This is a genomic window from Streptomyces griseofuscus, from assembly GCF_014673495.1.
Taxonomy (GTDB): domain Bacteria; phylum Actinomycetota; class Actinomycetes; order Streptomycetales; family Streptomycetaceae; genus Streptomyces; species Streptomyces murinus.
On record NZ_CP051006.1, the window covers coordinates 5,507,989 to 5,524,517 of the forward strand.

Here is a 16,529-nt window from a genome sequence, read left to right on the forward strand (position 1 = left end):
CGTTGGCCACGGCCTGTGCCGTCGGGTTCGAGTTCGCCGTACCGTCGTATGTGGTCGGCGCCGACCACGAGGGCATGCGGGGTGGGTCATATGAGCGGTCAGGACATGGAACGGACGCCGTTCGTACGGGAATTCCGGCCGATCCGCCGCCGTGGCATCGAGCGGCTCGCCCGGGAGCAGTGGGGCGAGGGCCGGTCCGTCTGGGCGACGGACATCGGGGGCCGTGAACTCGCCGTCGACTCCGTCGAGGTGACGCATGAGCCCGCGTCGGCGGGCGTCGCCGGGGTCATGGGTCTGGACGAGGCCGTGAGCCTCTGCGTCCGCCGCCGTCGCTTCGTCCTCGACGGCAAGGCGGTCCTGCTGTCCACGTCCTACCTGCCGGCCGGCCTCGTCGCGAACTCCCCGATCACCGAGCCGGACACGGGCCCCGGCGGTGTCTACGCCCGCCTCGCCGACCTCGGCCACGCCCCGGCCCGCTTCCGTGAGGAACTCCGCTCCCGGATGCCCACCCGGCCCGAGGCCGACCGCCTGGAACTGCCGCCCGGCGCCCCCGTGATCCACCTCACCCGCACGGCCTTCGACGCGGAGGGCCGGGTGGTCGAGCTCAACGAGATGGTCCTCGACTCCGCCGCGTACGTCCTGGAGTACGACTTCGAGGCGTGACCCGGCCGCGCCTCAAGGCGGGATTCGTCCCGCTCCGTCATGGACGAAGCATTGCCGGCTGCTGGCCAGTTGGAGCGCTCACTTTGAGAACATGTGTGCAACTTCCGATCGCCCTTGCGAGTCAAAGGGCCGTACGTGCCCGCAAGGGGTGCGTTCACACGTCGTTTTCAGGGGGACCCCTCCATGACCCACCGCTTCAGCCGGCGCGCCAAGGCGTCGGCCGCGGCGCTCGGTGCCGCGCTGCTCATACCCACCGTCGCGGCCGCCACCCCGGCCGCCGCGACGACGCCCGCCGTGAGCTGCACGTCGGGCAAGGCCGGCCTCGCCGCCAAGCTGACCAAGGACATCACCGCGGCGCTCGCGAACCGCAAGAGCACCGTCGCCATCGGCCTGTACGACCGCAGTACCAAGACCACCTGCACCCTGCGCGGCACCACCGCGTACGACTCGGCCAGCACCGTCAAGGTCACCGTGCTCGCCACCCTGCTGTGGGACGCCAAGAAGCACAACCGGTACCTGACGAGCACCGAGACCTCGCTCGCCACCGCCATGATCACCAAGTCGGACAACGACGCCACCAGCAAGCTGTGGAAGCAGCTGGGCCTGACGAAGATCAAGGGCTTCCTGGCCGCCGCCAAGATGACCAAGACCGTGCCGGGCAGCGGCGGTTACTGGGGCCTGACCCAGGAGAACGCCGCCGACGAGCAGAAGCTGCTCCAGCTGGTCACCGCCAAGAACAGCGTGCTCAGTGACAACTCCCGCGCGTACATACAGAAGTTGATGGGGCAGGTCGTCTCCGACCAGCGGTGGGGCACCCCCGCCGGCGCGCCGTCCACCGTCTCCGTGCACGTCAAGAACGGCTGGCTCCAGCGCTCCACGCACGGCTGGCGCGTGCACAGCCTCGGCACCTTCAACGGCGCGGGCCACGACTACATGATGTCCGTGCTGACCCAGGACAACAGCACCATGGACTACGGCGTCACGACCATCCAGAACGTCGCCAAGGCCATCCACAAGGACCTCGTGCCGACCACCGCCAAGACGGCGCGCTACGTGCCCACGAGCAGGCCCAGCGAGGCGTTCGTCGCCGCGCCCGCACAGTAGCCACAAGCTTTCATCACGAAGTCAACACAGAGGCTCCCGCGCGTAGTTGACTCACCGCTACGGTGATCGACTATGCGCCTGAGACATGTCATAGCCACCCTCACCGCCGGCCTGGCGGCCGCCACCACGCTGACCGCCGCCGGGCCCGCCGCGGCCCAGCCCGCCCACCTCGGCTCCAACACACGCGCGGGCCACGCCTGTTCGTCCACCGTCTCCATCGACCGCTTCTCCGACGCGCTCGACAAGACGACGTACAACGGCACCTTCGTCGGCAACTTCTCCGCCCTCGCCGTGGACCGCGACGGATCGCTCGCCGCCCTGGAGGACCGGTCCCAGCTGTTCGACCTGGACGCCCGGACGCTCCAGCCGAAGTCCGCCGTCCACCTCGCGGACGAGAACGGCGCCGACCTGGACTCCGAGGGCCTGGTCATCGACCGCGACGGCACCCGCCTCATCACCTCCGAGGTGGAGCCCTCCATCCGGCGCTACTCCCGTGACGGCAAGATCCTCGACCGGCTCCCCGTGCCGTCCGCCCTCCTCGTCGCCCCCGCGGGCCGCGCCACCTCCAACCAGACCTTCGAGGGTCTGACCCTGCTGCCCGGCGGCCACACCCTCCTCGCGTCCATGGAGGACCCGATCGCGGGCGACAACGCCGACCTCGTCCGCTTCCAGACCTGGACCCGGACCAAGGGCGACCACTTCCGGCTCGCCGCGCAGTACGCGTACCGCATCGACGCCGGGCTCGGCGTACCCGAGGTGCAGGCCACGCCCGACGGCCGGCTCCTCGTCCTGGAGCGCGGCTTCACCGCGGGCGTCGGCAACACCGTCCGCCTCTACCTGGCCGACCCGCGCCACGCCACGGACACCAGCGGCATCGAGAACCTCACCGGCCAGAGCGGCGTCCGGGTGATGAAGAAGACGCTGCTCGCCGACATCGCCGACTGCCCCTCCCTCGGCGCCACCGCCAAGGAGACCCAGCCCAACCCGCTCCTGGACAACATCGAGGGCATGGCCGTCACGGACCGCGACCGCACCGGCCGCCTGAAGGTCGTCCTGGTCAGCGACGACAACCAGAACCCGGTCCAGATCACGCGCTTCTACTACCTGCGGGTGCGCGTCTGACAGCCGATTGTTACGGCGGGATGAAATCGCCCCGCGCCCGCGTTGGTGCCTTCCGGAAAAGTACGACAACCGGGAGGCACCGCGTGGAACCACATCGGGCATGGGCACGACGACTCGCGGGCTACGCATGGCGCTACCCCAAGGACGTCCTCCTCGCCCTCGGCTCCTCGCTCGCCGGTATGGCCGTCACCGCCGTCGTCCCCCTGATCACCAAGGTGATCATCGACGATGTGATCGGCGCCCACACCCGCTCCATGGCCCCCTGGGCCGGCGCCCTCGTCGCCGCCGCCGTGCTCGTCTACGCCGCCACCTACGTCCGCCGCTACTACGGCGGCCGGCTCGCCCTCGACGTCCAGCACGACCTGCGGACGGAGATGTACGACACGATCACCCGACTCGACGGCCGCCGCCAGGACGAGCTGTCGACCGGGCAGGTCGTGGGCCGCGCCACCAGCGACCTCCAGCTGATCCAGGGCCTGCTCTTCATGCTCCCGATGACCATCGGGAACGTGCTGCTCTTCCTCGTCTCCCTGGTGATCATGGCGTGGCTGTCGCTGCCGCTGACCCTCGTCGCCCTCGCCGTCGCCCCGGCGCTCGGCTGGATCGCCCGGCGCAGCCGCAGCAAGCTGCACCCCGCCACCTGGTACGCCCAGGCCCAGGCCGCCGCCGTCGCGGGCGTGGTCGACGGCGCGGTGAGCGGCGTACGCGTGGTCAAGGGCTTTGGGCAGGAGGCGCAGGAGACCGGCAAGCTGCGCGAGGTCGGCCGCAAGCTGTTCGCGGGCCGGCTGCGCACCATCCGCCTGAACAGCAGGTACACCCCCGCCCTCCAGTCCGTCCCGGCGCTCGGCCAGGTCGCCATGCTCGCCCTCGGCGGCTGGCTCGCGGTGCGCGGGCACATCACGCTGGGCACCTTCGTCGCCTTCTCCACCTACCTCGCCCAGCTGGTCGGCCCGGTCCGCATGCTCGCGATGGTCCTCACCGTCGGCCAGCAGGCCCGCGCCGGCACCGAACGCGTCCTGGAGCTGATCGACACCGAGCCGACCATGAAGGACGGCACCCGGGAGCTGCCCGCCGACGCGCCCGCTACCGTCGAGTTCGACGACGTGTCCTTCGGGTACGCCGACGACACCAAGGTCCTGGACGGGCTCAGCTTCGAGATACGCCAGGGTGAGACGCTGGCCGTGGTCGGCTCCTCCGGCTCCGGCAAGTCCACCCTCTCCCTGCTCCTGCCGCGCTTCTACGACGTCACCCACGGCGCCGTCCTGATCGGCGGCCACGACGTCCGCGAGCTGACCCACTCCTCGCTGCGCGCCGCGATCGGACTGGTCCCGGAGGACTCGTTCCTCTTCTCCGACACGGTCCGCTCCAACATCGCGTACGGCCGCCCCGACGCCACCCAGGACGAGATCGAGGCCGCCGCCCGCGCCGCCCAGGCCGACCGCTTCATCCGGGAACTGCCCGAGGGCTACGACACCAAGGTCGGCGAGCACGGCCTCACCCTCTCCGGCGGCCAGCGCCAGCGCGTCGCGCTCGCCCGCGCCCTGCTCACCGACCCCCGCCTGCTGGTCCTGGACGACGCCACCTCCGCCGTGGACGCCCGCGTCGAACACGAGATCCACGAGGCACTCAAGGAGGTCATGCGCGGCCGTACGACCCTGCTGATCGCCCACCGCCGCTCCACCCTGAACCTCGCCGACCGCATCGCCGTACTCGACCGCGGCCGGCTCGCCGACCTCGGCACCCACGAGGAGCTCCAGCGCCGCTCCGCCCTCTACCGCAGGCTGCTGACCGACCCGGACGAGCTGGGCGGCGTCTCGCCCGGCCACACCCCGCCGGAGGACGGCGAGCCGGTCGAGGACGACAGCCTGCGGGCCGAGCTGGACGCCGAGTACGACGCCGAGCGCGGCGTCACCCCCCACCTGTGGACCGGTGACCGCGCGCCGAAGGACATGGCGCTGGCCGGCACCCCCGCCACCCCCGCACTCCTCGCCCAGGTGGACGCCCTGCCCCCGGCCGCCGACACCCCCGACGTCGACGAGGACAAGGCGGTACGGCCCGAGGACTCCTACGGCCTGCGCCGGCTGCTGCACGGCTTCGGGCTGCCGCTGCTGGTCAGCCTGGCGCTGGTCGCCGTCGACGCGGGCGCGAGCCTGGTGCTGCCGGTGCTGATCCGGCACGGCATCGACGCGGGCGTCACCAAGCTGGCCATCGGCGCCGTCTGGTCGGCCTCGCTGCTCGCCCTGCTGGTGGTGCTGGTGCAGTGGGTCGCGCAGATCGGCGAGACGAGGATGACCGGCCGTACCGGCGAACGCGTCCTCTACACGCTCCGGCTCAAGATCTTCGCCCACCTCCAGCGGCTCGGCCTCGACTACTACGAGCGCGAGCTGACCGGCCGGGTGATGACCCGGATGACCACCGACGTCGACGCGCTGAGCACCTTCCTCCAGACCGGCCTGGTCACCGCGTTCGTCTCGGTCGTCACCTTCTTCGGCATCATGGTCGTCCTGCTGGTGATCGACATCCAGCTCGCCCTGGTCGTCTTCGTCACGCTGCCCCCGCTGATCATCGCCACCTTCTTCTTCCGCCGGGCCAGCGTGAAGGCGTACGAGCTCGCCCGCGAGCGCGTCTCCTCGGTCAACGCCGATCTCCAGGAGTCGGTGTCCGGGCTGCGGATCGTGCAGGCGTTCCGCCGCGAGCGGGACGGCGGCCGGCGGTTCGCCGGGCGCAGCGACGGCTATCGCGCGGCCCGGCTGCGCGGCCAGTGGCTGATATCGATCTACTTCCCGTTCGTCCAGCTGCTGTCCTCGCTCGCCGCGGCCGCGGTGCTGATCGCGGGCGCGGGCCGGGTGGAGGCCGCCACCCTCACCACCGGCGCCCTGGTCGCCTACCTCCTCTACATCGACCTCTTCTTCGCCCCCGTGCAGCAGCTGTCCCAGGTCTTCGACGGCTACCAGCAGGCCACCGTCTCCCTCGGCCGTATCCAGGAGCTGCTGCGCGAGCCCACGTCCACGAAGGAGGCGGAGCAGCCGCGCGATGTCACGTCGTTGCGCGGCGACATCGCCTTCGAGGGCGTGTCCTTCGCGTACGGCGAGGACGAAGCCGCCCTCGCCGACGTCGAGTTGACGATCCCCGCAGGTCAGACGGTCGCCTTCGTCGGCGAGACCGGCGCCGGAAAGTCCACGCTGGTCAAGCTGGTGGCCCGGTTCTACGACCCGACGGCCGGGCGGGTCACCGTCGACGGCACCGATCTGCGCGACCTGGACCTGACCGCCTACCGGCACCGGCTCGGCGTGGTGCCGCAGGAGGCGTACCTGTTCCCGGGCACCGTCCGGGACGCCATCGCCTACGGCCGCCCCGATGCCACCGACGCCGAGGTGGAGGCGGCCGCGCGGGCGGTCGGCGCGCACGAGATGATCGCCACCCTCGACGGCGGCTATCTGCACGAGGTCGCCGAGCGCGGCCGCAACCTCTCGGCCGGCCAGCGCCAGCTGATCGCGCTCGCCCGCGCCGAACTGGTCGACCCGGACATCCTGCTCCTGGACGAGGCCACGGCCGCGCTGGACCTGGCCACCGAAGCCCAGGTCAACCAGGCCACCGACCGCCTCGCCGGCCGTCGTACCACGCTGGTGGTCGCCCACCGGCTGACCACCGCCGCCCGCGCCGACCGGGTGGTGGTCATGGACCACGGCCGGGTCGCCGAGGACGGCACCCACGAGGAACTGCTCGCCCTCGGCGGCCGGTACGCCGAGCTGTGGCGGACCTTCGCCGGGCGCGCCGAGCCGGAGGAGCCGGTGGGCGCGGTCCGCTGAGCGCCGCTGATCCGCGCGGATGCCGTTGATCCGCGCGGATGACGATCGTGCAACCATCCGGCATACCCCCTGCGTCGTACATGCGTACGGCCGCCGGGGGACGGCCTGGACGCGTTTCAGGGAGGACGAACACGTGGAAAGTGGTGCGATACGCCGGCGTCTCACGCTCGGTCCGGTCCTGCTGGCCGCGGCCGGACTGCTGGCCTTCGCGGCCGCCGGCACCGCACAGGCGGCACCCAGCAGCTGCTCGGGGGAACAGGTCAGAACCCTCTCCTTCGCCTCCGGCGTCACCCGCGTCTACCGGCAGGGCGACTACATCTGCGCCATGACCCTCGCCCGCAGCCCCGGCACCGTCCGCGCGATGTCGGTCAGCGTCCAGGCCCGCGGCAGCCGCCCGGTCAAGGACAACGGGCGCTTTCTGCACCACGCCGGGCCGGTGACCGTGCACGCCGGGCACCGCTGTGTCTGGATCCGCGGCGCGGTCGGCCAGAACAGTGTCAGCTCGGGCTGGATCCTCTGCTGAACCGCCGCCCGCGTCGACACGCTGGCCGCTGTGCGTTCCCTTGACGGAAAGAAACTTCCCGGATATTGGTGACTCCTTGGAAGTTTCCTTCAGCAGTTCTCCTCTGGGAAGGAGCGCACGTGCCCGACACCAGCACGGGAAGCGACACCAGCAAGAGAGGCACAGGAAACACCGGGGGCGGCGCCCGGCTGTCCCGGCGGACCGTCCTCGCCGCGGGGGCCGGGATCACCGCCGCGCTGACCGTGCCCACCACGGCCCGCGCCGCCACCCCCGACGAGCGCCGCCTCAAGGCCCTGATCTCCAGGATGTCGCTCCAGGAGAAGGTCGGCCAGCTCTTCGTGATGCGGGTCTACGGCGCCTCCGCCACCGCCCCCGACCAGGCCGACATCGACGCCAACCTCAGCGAGCTGGGCGTGCGCACCGCGGCCGAGCTGATCCAGAAGTACCGGGTCGGCGGGATCATCTACTTCACCTGGGCCCACAACACCCAGAACCCGTACCAGATCGCGGAGTTGTCCAACGGCATCCAGAAGGCGTCCCTGGACCAGCCGCGCGGCCTGCCGATGCTGATCGCCACCGACCAGGAGCACGGCGCGGTGTGCCGGGTGGGCGAACCCGCCACGCTCTTCCCCGGCGCGATGGCGATCGGGGCGGGCGGGTCCACGGCCGACGCGCGCACCCTCGGCCGGATCTCCGGCACCGAACTGCGCGCCCTCGGCATCAACCAGGACTACTCGCCCGACGCCGATGTGAACGTCAACCCGGCCAACCCGGTGATCGGGGTGCGCTCCTTCGGCGCCGACCCGGCGGCGGTCGCGGAGCTGGTCGCGGCCGAGGTGAAGGGCTATCAGTCGGCTCACGTCGCCGCCACCGCCAAGCACTTCCCGGGCCACGGGGACACCGCGGTCGACAGCCACTACGGCTTCCCGGTCATCACGCACAGCCGGGAGCTGTGGGAGAAGCTGGACGCGGTGCCGTTCCGGTCGGCGATCGCGGCGGGCATCGACTCGATCATGACCGCGCACATCGAGTTCCCGGCCCTGGACGACTCCGGCGACCCGGCCACCCTCTCCGAGCCCATCCTCACCGGCATCCTGCGCGGTGAACTCGGCTACGACGGCGTGGTGATCACCGACTCCCTCGGTATGGAGGGCGTGCGCACCAAGTACGGCGACGACCGGGTGCCGGTGCTCGCGCTGAAGGCCGGCGTGGACCAGTTGCTCAATCCGCCGTCCATCGACACGGCCTGGAACGCGGTCCTGAAGGCCGTCCAGGACGGTGAGCTGACCGAGGCCCGCCTCGACGAATCGATCCTGCGCATCCTGCGGCTGAAGTCCCGGCTCGGCCTCTTCGACGGCGTCCACGTGGACCGGAAGGGCGTCGACCACGCGGTCGGCACCAAGTCCCATCTGGCCACGGCCGACCGCATCGCCGAGCGCACGACGACCCTGCTGGTCAACGAGGACGGCACTCTGCCCCTGAACCGCCGTACCCAGCACCGCCTTCTGGTGGTCGGTGCCGACCCGGACTCCCCGTCCGGTACGACGGGCCCGCCGACCGGCGTCCTGGCCGCCGCCCTCACCGAGGCGGGCTTCACCGCCACCGCTCTGCCGACCGGCACGAGTCCGTCCGCGGCGGCCATCGACCGGGCGGTGGCCGCCGCCCAGGACGCGGACGCGGTGGTGGTCGGCACCTACAACGTGAGCGCGAGCAGCTCCCAACGCACCCTGGTGGAACGCCTGTCGGCGACCGGAAAGCCCGTGGTGGCGCTCGCCGTGCGCAACCCCTACGACGTGGCCCAACTCCCCGGTGTCCGGGCCTGCCTGGCGTCGTACTGCTGGACCGACGTCGAACTCCGGGCCGCCGCGAAGGTGATCGCGGGCCGCGTCAAGCCGCGCGGCAAGCTCCCCGTGCCGGTGCAGCGGGCCGACGACCCGACGAAGATCCTGTACCCCATCGGCCACGGTCTGACCTACTAGGGCCGACCTACCAGGACGGTCGGACCCCCGCCGGGCCGCGCCCGACGGGGGTCCACCGGCTACGCCCCACAGGGCCCCACCGGGCTACGCCGCCTCGCCGAGCAGCCGTACGAGATGATCGCGGCCCGCGGCGAGCAGGCCGGGCAGCGGTGCGGCCTGCTCGTACCACCGCTTCTCGTACTCCCAGCACAGCCAGCCGTCCCAGCCGCCCCGGCTCAGCACCTCCACACACTCGGTGAGCGGCAGCACGCCCGCGCCGAGCGGCAGCGGGGTGGTGTCCTCGACCGAGGCGATGTCCTTGACCTGCACATATCCCAGCTGCGGGGCGAGCGCCGCATACGTCTGTGCGGGCTGCTCGCCCCCCAGCCAGGTGTGCATCACATCCCACAGCGCCCCCACCTGCCGATGCCCCACCGGGCCCAGCACCCGGATGGCGTCGGCGCCGGTGCGGTGCGAGTCATGGGTCTCCAGCAGGATCCGCACCCCGAGCGCGGACGCGTCCTCGGCGGCGGTCCCGAGCCGCCGGGCCGCGATCGCGTCGGCCTCCTCGCGCGGGCCCTCCCCGCCGGGAAAGACCCGGACGAAGGGCGCGCCGAGATCATGGGCGAGCCGCAGCAGCCCGCGCAGCTCGCCGAGCACCGCCGCGTCGTCACCGGGCGCGGCGACCCGCGCGTACCCGGCCACGCACAGCGGTTCGATGCCGGAGCCGCGGAACAGCGCGGCGACATCGGCGCGTTCGGCGGGGGAGAGGCCGGGGTGGACCGGTTCCTCGGGATGGGCGCGCAGTTCGACTCCGTGGTAGCCGTGCTCGGACGCGAGCGCCAGGACGTCCGGGACGGGCAGGCCGGGGACACCGAGAGTGGAGAACGCCAGCTTCATGCACAGCGAGCCTACTCGCCCGTCGCGCGCCCCGCCGTCGCGCCACAATGTCATGACTTCTCTAAAAAGAACCCAGGTATTGCCGCTTTTTCGCCACCGACCGATGTCACCCGATCTGCCCGGGTAGAGATCGAGCGCTGTTCCGGTCCGCAAAGACGCACAAGAAGGGCAATACATGGCAGAGTTGACTCGACGCAGACTCCTGGGCTCGGCCGCCGGCGCGCTGGGCGGCGCGGCGGCCCTCTCCCTCCTCCCGCCGAGCGTCCAGAAGGCGGTCGCCGCCGGACCACCCCGGAAAAGCTCCCTGCGCGACATCGAGCATGTGGTCCTGCTGATGCAGGAGAACAGGTCCTTCGACCACTACTTCGGCACGCTCTCCGGCGTGCGCGGCTTCGCCGACCCCAAGGCGCTGCGGCTGCGCTCCGGGCGCAGCGTCTTCTACCAGCCGGACACCGGGAACCCGAAGGGCTATCTGCTGCCCTTCCACCTCGACACCCGCGCCTCCAGCGCCCAGGCCATCCCCTCCACTAGCCATGCCTGGGAGGTGCAGCACCAGACGTGGAACGGCGGCCGGATGGACCAGTGGCTGGCCGCCCACCGCAAGGCCGACGGCGTCAACGGCCCGTACGTCATGGGCTATTACACGCGCGAGGACATCCCGTTCCAGTTCGCGCTCGCGGAGACCTTCACCATCTGCGACAGCTACTTCTGCTCCGTCCTCGGCCCCACCTGGCCCAACCGGCTGATGTGGATGACCGGTTCGATCGACCCGGGCGGCACCCGCGGCGGCCCGGTCACCACCAACTCGGCGCCCGATCCGTACCGTTGGACGACGTACGCCGAGCGCCTCCAGGCCGCGAAGATCAGCTGGAAGGTGTACCACCAGGACGACGACTACGGCTGCAACATGCTGAACCAGTTCGCCGCCTTCCAGAACGCGAAACCCGGCTCGGACCTCTATGAGCGCGGGGTGCGCCCGCAGCCCGCGGGCACCTTCGAGGACGACGCCCGCGCCGACCGGCTCCCGGCCGTGAGCTGGATCGTGCCGCCCGGCCACCAGTCCGAGCACCCGGACTATCTGCCCGCCGCCGGGGCCGACTTCGTGGCGTCGAAGATCGAGGCCATCGCCGCCAACCCCAAGGTGTGGCAGAAGACGGCGTTCATCCTCTGCTACGACGAGAACGACGGCCTCTTCGACCATGTGCCCCCGCCGACCCCGCGCGCCGGGACGAAGGACGAGTTCATCGGCGGGCAACCGATCGGCGGCGGCTTCCGGGTCCCGGCGATCGTCATCTCGCCCTGGACCGTGGGCGGCTGGGTCGCCACCGAGACGCTCGACCACACCTCGGCACTGCGGCTCCTGGAGCGCTTCACCGGGGTCGCCGAGCCCAATCTGAGCGCCTGGCGACGGAAGACCTTCGGCGACTTCACCAGCGCCTTCCGTTTCTCGGAGGGCCGCAAGAGTTCGCCCAGGCTGCCGGGTGGCACCGCGGCGCAGCTCCAGAAGGCGCAGAAGGAGGTGGCGACCCTGCCCGCGCCGCGGCTGCCCGGCGCGAACCAGACGTTCCCGCACCAGGAACAGGGACACCGGCCGCAGGTGTAGGGGTCGGGCGGCGGCCGCCACCGATCCCTGGTGGCGGCCGGTCCGGCTGCGGCCGGGGACTCTCGCCCCGTCCCGGACGCGCGAACCCCCGGCGTGCCTGCGAGAAGCGACCCACGGACTCCGGCACCGCGCCGACGGCCGCCGACCAGCCCGCCCCCGTCGATTGCCCCGCGGCCTGCCGAGTGCTGCGCCGCGCGATGCCGGTCCGCCCCCGGCGTCCGCGCCGCCCCGGTTCGCGGCTCGCCCGTGTCCCTGTCCGGCCGCCTGTCGGCCGGTGCCCGTGCCGGTGGCCCGGCGCCGCCCCCGGGCCGCCGCTCACCTCGGCGGCACCCCGCCCGCCTCCAGAGCGCCCCGTCGGCACCCGCCCCGGTCGCCCCCTCAGTCCCGCGCCACCCCCGTCGACCCCCGCACCACCAGCTCCCCTCGCACCCCGCCGATCCCCCCGGCCGGGGCCTCCTCGCGGCCCATGGCGATGCGGCCGGCGCGGGCTGCCGCCTCGGTCAGGGGGAGGCGGAGGGTCGTCAGGCCGGGGGCGACGTCCATGGCCACCGGGAGGTCGTCGAAGCCGGTGACGGACACGTCCTCGGGGATGCGCAGGCCGGACTCCCGCAGGGCGGCGCAGGCCCCCGCAGCGACGGAGTCGTTCGCGGCGACCAGAGCCGTCAACGACCGGTCGCGGCCCAGGAGTTCCAGCGCGCCCTGGTAGCCGGAGCGCCGGTCGAACTGTCCATGGACGGTCCGGCGCGGATCCTCCTCGATGCCCGCCGAGGCCAGCGCGGCGCGATGTCCCTCCAGGCGGTGCCGGGTCGTCGACCGCTCCTCGGGCCCGGCGAGGTACCCGAGCCGCCGATGCCCGAGCCCCACCAGATGCTCCGTCACCGCCCGCGCCCCGCCGAGGTTGTCGAAGGTGAGCGCGACCGCCCGCGCGTCCGGCACCGGAGGCCGTCCGCACAGCACCACCCGCGTCCCGCCCTCCCCGAGCTTGCGCAGCTTCGCCGCGACCGCCGCCGCGTGCGGCGCGTCCAGGACCGCGCCGCCGGTCAGTACGACCGCGGCCGCCCGCTGCCGTTGCAGCAGCGTCAGGTACTTCAGCTCCCGCTCCGGCGAGCCCCCCGTGTTGCAGACCACCGCGAGCCGCTCACCGCCCGCCCGCCCCCCGGTGCCCCCGATCTCCGCCTGGATCGCGCTCGCCATGATCCCGAAGAAGGGGTCCGCGATGTCGTTGACGAGGATGCCGACCAGGTCGGACGTGGCGGCGGCCAGCGCGCTCGCGGGCCCGTTGAGGACGTAGTCCAGCTCGTCCACCGCGCGCAGCACCCGCTCCCGGGTCGGCGCCGCCACCGGGTAGTTGCCGTTCAGCACGCGCGACACCGTCGCGGGGGAGACCTGGGCGCGCGCGGCCACGTCCGCCAGGGTCACGGTCATCTCGTCGTCCTCCGGTCGCGCATCTCGTGGTCTCGTCAGGCCAGGTAGACGGCCTGAACAGGGCTGCGGTTCCCGCGCCCCACCGGCGTGCTTCCTGACGGAAAAGGGCCCGGAACCCGGACAGGTCTTGTGCCGACCGCCGTCCGAGGCTAGCTTCCTCCCCTGTAGAAAGCGCTTGCTATGACGATTGTCGCAGGGGACACACGGCGCACAGCGCCACGGAAGAGGACCCGGACAGGGCCCGTGGAGGGGACCGACGTGACTCGCGAGACGACGGTGCGCATCGCCATGAACGGCGTGACCGGGCGCATGGGCCACCGCCAGCATCTGCTGCGCTCGATCCTCGCCCTGCGCGAGCAGGGCGGCCTCGACCTGGGCGACGGCACCGTGCTGTGGCCGGAGCCGATCCTGCTCGGCCGCCGCGAGCACGCGCTGCGGGAGATCGCCGAACGGCACGGCCTGGAGCACATCTCCACCGACCTGGACGCCGTGCTCGCCGACCCGTCCGTCGACATCTACTTCGACGCGCAGGTCACCGCCGCCCGCGAGGAGGCGATCAGGAAGGCGATCGCCGCGGGCAAGCACATCTACACCGAGAAGCCGACGGCCACCGGTCTCGACGGCGCCCTCGAACTCGCCCGGCTGGCACGGGAGAAGGGCGTCCGGCACGGCGTCGTCCAGGACAAGCTGTTCCTGCCGGGCCTGCGGAAGCTGAAGCGGCTCGTCGACGGCGGCTTCTTCGGCCGGATCCTGTCCGTGCGTGGCGAGTTCGGCTACTGGGTCTTCGAGGGCGACTGGCAGGACGCCCAGCGCCCCTCCTGGAACTACCGCGCGCAGGACGGCGGCGGCATCGTCGTCGACATGTTCCCGCACTGGGAGTACGTGCTGCACGAACTGTTCGGCCGCGTCACCTCCGTGCAGGCACTCACCGCCACCCACATCCCGCGACGCTGGGACGAGCACGGCAAGCCGTACGACGCGACGGCCGACGACGCCGCGTACGGCGTCTTCGAACTCGACGGCGGTGTGATCGCGCAGATCAACTCCTCCTGGGCGGTGCGCGTCAACCGCGACGAACTGGTCGAGTTCCAGGTCGACGGCACGGAGGGTTCGGCGGTGGCCGGCCTGCGCAACTGCCGCGTCCAGCACCGCGGTACGACCCCCAAGCCGGTCTGGAACCCGGACATCCCGGCCACCGAGCCGTTCCGCGAGCAGTGGCAGGAGGTCCCGGACAACGGGGAGTTCGACAACGGCTTCAAGGCGCAGTGGGAGCTGTTCCTGCGGCATGTGTACGCCGACGCGCCCTACCGCTGGGACCTGCTGGCCGGCGCCCGCGGCGTCCAACTCGCCGAGCTGGGCCTGAGGTCGGCGGCGGAGGGCCGCCGTATCGCGGTACCGGAGATCACGCTGTGACCATCCGACTTCCCTCGCCCGACGGCACCTTGCGCACGTATGAGCCGCGCCCCGAGCCCTTCCGGTCGTCCTCCGGCACGGCCTTCACCTCCCGTACGGTCTTCTCCGCGGCCCATGTCGTCGCCGACCCGTACGCGGACGTCTCGCCCGACTCGCCCGCCGCCGTCGACTGGGACGCGACCCTCGCCTTCCGCCGCCATCTGTGGGCGCACGGCCTCGGGGTCGCCGAGGCGATGGACACCGCGCAGCGCGGGATGGGCCTGGACTGGGCGGGGGCCGCCGAGCTGATCCGGCGCAGCGCGGCCGAGGCGAAGGCGGTCGGCGGGCGCCTCGCCTGCGGGGTCGGCACCGACCAGCTCACCGGCGGGAGTCTCAAGGACATCCGCGCGGCCTACGAGGAACAGCTCGCGGTCGTGGCGGAGGCGGGCGCCCAGGCGATCCTGATGGCCTCGCGCGCCCTGGCCGCGACGGCGACCGGGCCCGAGGACTACCAGGAGATCTACGGCCACCTGCTCCGGCAGTCCGACGAGCCGGTCGTCCTGCACTGGCTCGGCCCGATGTTCGACCCGGCGCTGGAGGGCTACTGGGGCTCGGCCGACCTGGACGCCGCCACCGAGGTGTTCCTCGATGTGATCGCGGCGCACCCGGACAAGGTCGACGGCATCAAGATCTCCCTCCTGGACGCGGGGCGGGAGATCGACCTGCGCCGCCGGCTCCCGGCGGGCGTGCGCTGCTACACCGGCGACGACTTCCACTACCCGGAGCTGATCGCGGGCGACGAGCGGGGCTTCAGCCATGCCCTGCTCGGCATCTTCGACCCGCTCGCCCCGCTGGCGGCCCGGGCGGTACGGCACCTCGACACCGGGGACGTGTCCGGCTTCCGCGAACTCCTGGACCCCACGGTGGAGTTGTCCCGCCACCTCTTCCAGGCCCCCACCCGCTTCTACAAGACCGGCGTCGTCCTCCTCGCCTGGCTGGCCGGCCATCAGTCGCACTTCTCCATGCTGGGCGGCCTCCAGTCCGCCCGCTCCCTCCCGCACCTGGCCCGCGCCTACGAACTCGCCGACGGACTGGGCCTGTTCCCGGACCCGGGGCTCGCCGAGAGCCGCATGAAGACCCTTCTCACCCTGTACGGAGTCCAGCAGTGACCGGTGGTGCGCTCGACCGCTTCTCCGTCAACCAGATGACGGTGAAGCAGCTGTCCCTGCCCGAACTGGTCACCGCCTGCGGCGAGTTCGGCATCGCGAAGGTGGGCCTGTGGCGCGAGCCGGTGCGGGCGTACGGCGTCCCGGCGGCCGCCGCGCTGGTCCGTTCGGCGGGTCTTGAGGTGACCACGCTCTGCCGGGGCGGGTTCCTCACCGCCGTCGAGCCCGGTGAGCGGGCCGCCGCACTGGCCGACAACCGGCGCGCGGTGGACGAGGCCGCGGCGCTCGGCACCGACACCCTGGTCCTGGTCTCCGGCGGTCTCCCGGCGGGCAGCAGGGATCTGGCCGGGGCCCGCGAACGCGTCGCCGACGCCCTCGCCGAACTGGCCCCCTACGCCGGGTCCCACGGCGTCCGCCTCGCCATCGAGCCCCTGCACCCGATGTTCGCCGCCGACCGCTGCGTGGTGTCGACCCTGGCCCAGGCCCTCGACCTCGCCGAGCGCTTCCCCGCGCACCAGGTGGGGGTGGCCGTGGACACGTACCACATCTGGTGGGACGACCAGGCTCCGGCGGGGATCGCTCGCGCGGGCGCGGGGGGCCGTATCCACACCTTCCAACTCGCCGACTGGACGACACCGTTGCCCGCGGGCGTCCTCAACGGCCGGGGGCAGATCGGGGACGGCGCGATCGACATGCGGGCGTGGCGCGGGTGGGTGGAGAGAGCGGGCTACACCGGTCCGATCGAAGTCGAGCTGTTCAACGAGGAGTTGTGGGCGCGGGACGGCCGGGAGGTGCTGAAGGAGACGGCGGCGCGCTACCTGGAACACGCCGTCTGAGGGGTCGTGGCCCGGACACGCCGCAAAC

At 72.1% G+C, this 16,529-nt stretch carries 11 protein-coding genes and 1 pseudogene; 10 read left to right on the forward strand and 2 right to left on the reverse strand.

Annotated features, from left to right (window positions below; all coding sequences use genetic code 11):
* Positions 1-120 precede the first annotated feature (120 nt).
* The 6 genes and pseudogenes from HEP81_RS24985 to HEP81_RS25010 all read left to right on the forward strand — a co-directional run.
* Positions 121-663 (forward strand): annotated as a pseudogene (locus HEP81_RS24985) (GntR family transcriptional regulator); the annotation flags it as partial.
* Positions 664-846: 183 nt separating this feature from the next.
* On the forward strand, positions 847-1,767 hold the full coding sequence (locus HEP81_RS24990) for a serine hydrolase (RefSeq protein ID WP_037651612.1): 921 nt from the start codon (positions 847-849) through the stop codon (positions 1,765-1,767).
* Positions 1,768-1,839: 72 nt separating this feature from the next.
* Positions 1,840-2,889 (forward strand): esterase-like activity of phytase family protein, encoded by a 1,050-nt coding sequence (locus tag HEP81_RS24995; RefSeq protein WP_037651615.1) that lies wholly within the window; start codon positions 1,840-1,842, stop codon positions 2,887-2,889.
* 83 nt (positions 2,890-2,972) lie between these two features.
* The gene (locus tag HEP81_RS25000; RefSeq protein WP_037651617.1) at positions 2,973-6,698 is read left to right on the forward strand and encodes an ABC transporter ATP-binding protein; all 3,726 of its coding nucleotides are present in this window, start codon (positions 2,973-2,975) and stop codon (positions 6,696-6,698) included.
* Positions 6,699-6,831: 133 nt separating this feature from the next.
* Positions 6,832-7,221, forward strand: a complete 390-nt coding sequence (locus HEP81_RS25005; RefSeq protein ID WP_037651618.1) for a hypothetical protein — start codon at positions 6,832-6,834, stop codon at positions 7,219-7,221.
* A 119-nt stretch (positions 7,222-7,340) separates the two neighbouring features.
* Positions 7,341-9,200: a glycoside hydrolase family 3 protein gene (locus tag HEP81_RS25010; RefSeq protein WP_078967143.1), complete on the forward strand. Its 1,860-nt coding sequence runs from the start codon at positions 7,341-7,343 to the stop codon at positions 9,198-9,200.
* 84 nt (positions 9,201-9,284) lie between these two features.
* Here the strand turns inward: HEP81_RS25010 and HEP81_RS25015 are convergent, their stop codons facing one another.
* Positions 9,285-10,079 (reverse strand): sugar phosphate isomerase/epimerase family protein, encoded by a 795-nt coding sequence (locus HEP81_RS25015; protein WP_037651620.1) that lies wholly within the window; start codon positions 10,077-10,079, stop codon positions 9,285-9,287.
* 175 nt (positions 10,080-10,254) lie between these two features.
* Between HEP81_RS25015 and HEP81_RS25020 the strand changes: the two genes are divergently transcribed.
* Positions 10,255-11,682: an alkaline phosphatase family protein gene (locus HEP81_RS25020; protein ID WP_037651622.1), complete on the forward strand. Its 1,428-nt coding sequence runs from the start codon at positions 10,255-10,257 to the stop codon at positions 11,680-11,682.
* A 378-nt stretch (positions 11,683-12,060) separates the two neighbouring features.
* Here the strand turns inward: HEP81_RS25020 and HEP81_RS25025 are convergent, their stop codons facing one another.
* Positions 12,061-13,107, reverse strand: coding sequence for a LacI family DNA-binding transcriptional regulator (locus HEP81_RS25025; RefSeq protein WP_037651624.1), 1,047 nt, complete (start codon positions 13,105-13,107; stop codon positions 12,061-12,063).
* 258 nt (positions 13,108-13,365) lie between these two features.
* Between HEP81_RS25025 and HEP81_RS25030 the strand changes: the two genes are divergently transcribed.
* Genes HEP81_RS25030 through HEP81_RS25040 form a run of 3 tightly spaced genes read left to right on the forward strand, consistent with a single transcriptional unit; the run spans position 13,366 to position 16,501 of the window.
* Entirely contained in the window at positions 13,366-14,520 is a 1,155-nt protein-coding gene (locus HEP81_RS25030) for a Gfo/Idh/MocA family protein (protein WP_037651931.1), read from the forward strand.
* The gene (locus HEP81_RS25035; protein WP_037651625.1) at positions 14,517-15,668 is read left to right on the forward strand and encodes a dihydrodipicolinate synthase family protein; all 1,152 of its coding nucleotides are present in this window, start codon (positions 14,517-14,519) and stop codon (positions 15,666-15,668) included. Before HEP81_RS25030 ends, HEP81_RS25035 begins: the two co-directional genes overlap by 4 nt.
* Positions 15,669-15,703: 35 nt before the next feature.
* Positions 15,704-16,501, forward strand: coding sequence for a sugar phosphate isomerase/epimerase family protein (locus HEP81_RS25040; protein ID WP_051849884.1), 798 nt, complete (start codon positions 15,704-15,706; stop codon positions 16,499-16,501).
* The last annotated feature ends 28 nt before the right edge of the window (positions 16,502-16,529 follow it).

Bases quoted from the DNA above. Each gene is read 5' to 3' on its own strand.
- HEP81_RS25040 (WP_051849884.1), top strand. From the start codon at position 15,704: ATGACGGTGAAGCAGCTGTCCCTGCCCGAACTGGTCACCGCCTGCGGC.
- HEP81_RS25020 (WP_037651622.1), top strand. From the start codon at position 10,255: ATGGCAGAGTTGACTCGACGCAGACTCCTGGGCTCGGCCGCCGGCGCG.
- HEP81_RS24995 (WP_037651615.1), top strand. From the start codon at position 1,840: ATGCGCCTGAGACATGTCATAGCCACCCTCACCGCCGGCCTGGCGGCC.
- HEP81_RS25015 (WP_037651620.1), bottom strand. From the start codon at position 10,079: ATGAAGCTGGCGTTCTCCACTCTCGGTGTCCCCGGCCTGCCCGTCCCG.
- HEP81_RS24990 (WP_037651612.1), top strand. From the start codon at position 847: ATGACCCACCGCTTCAGCCGGCGCGCCAAGGCGTCGGCCGCGGCGCTC.
- HEP81_RS25025 (WP_037651624.1), bottom strand. From the start codon at position 13,107: ATGACCGTGACCCTGGCGGACGTGGCCGCGCGCGCCCAGGTCTCCCCC.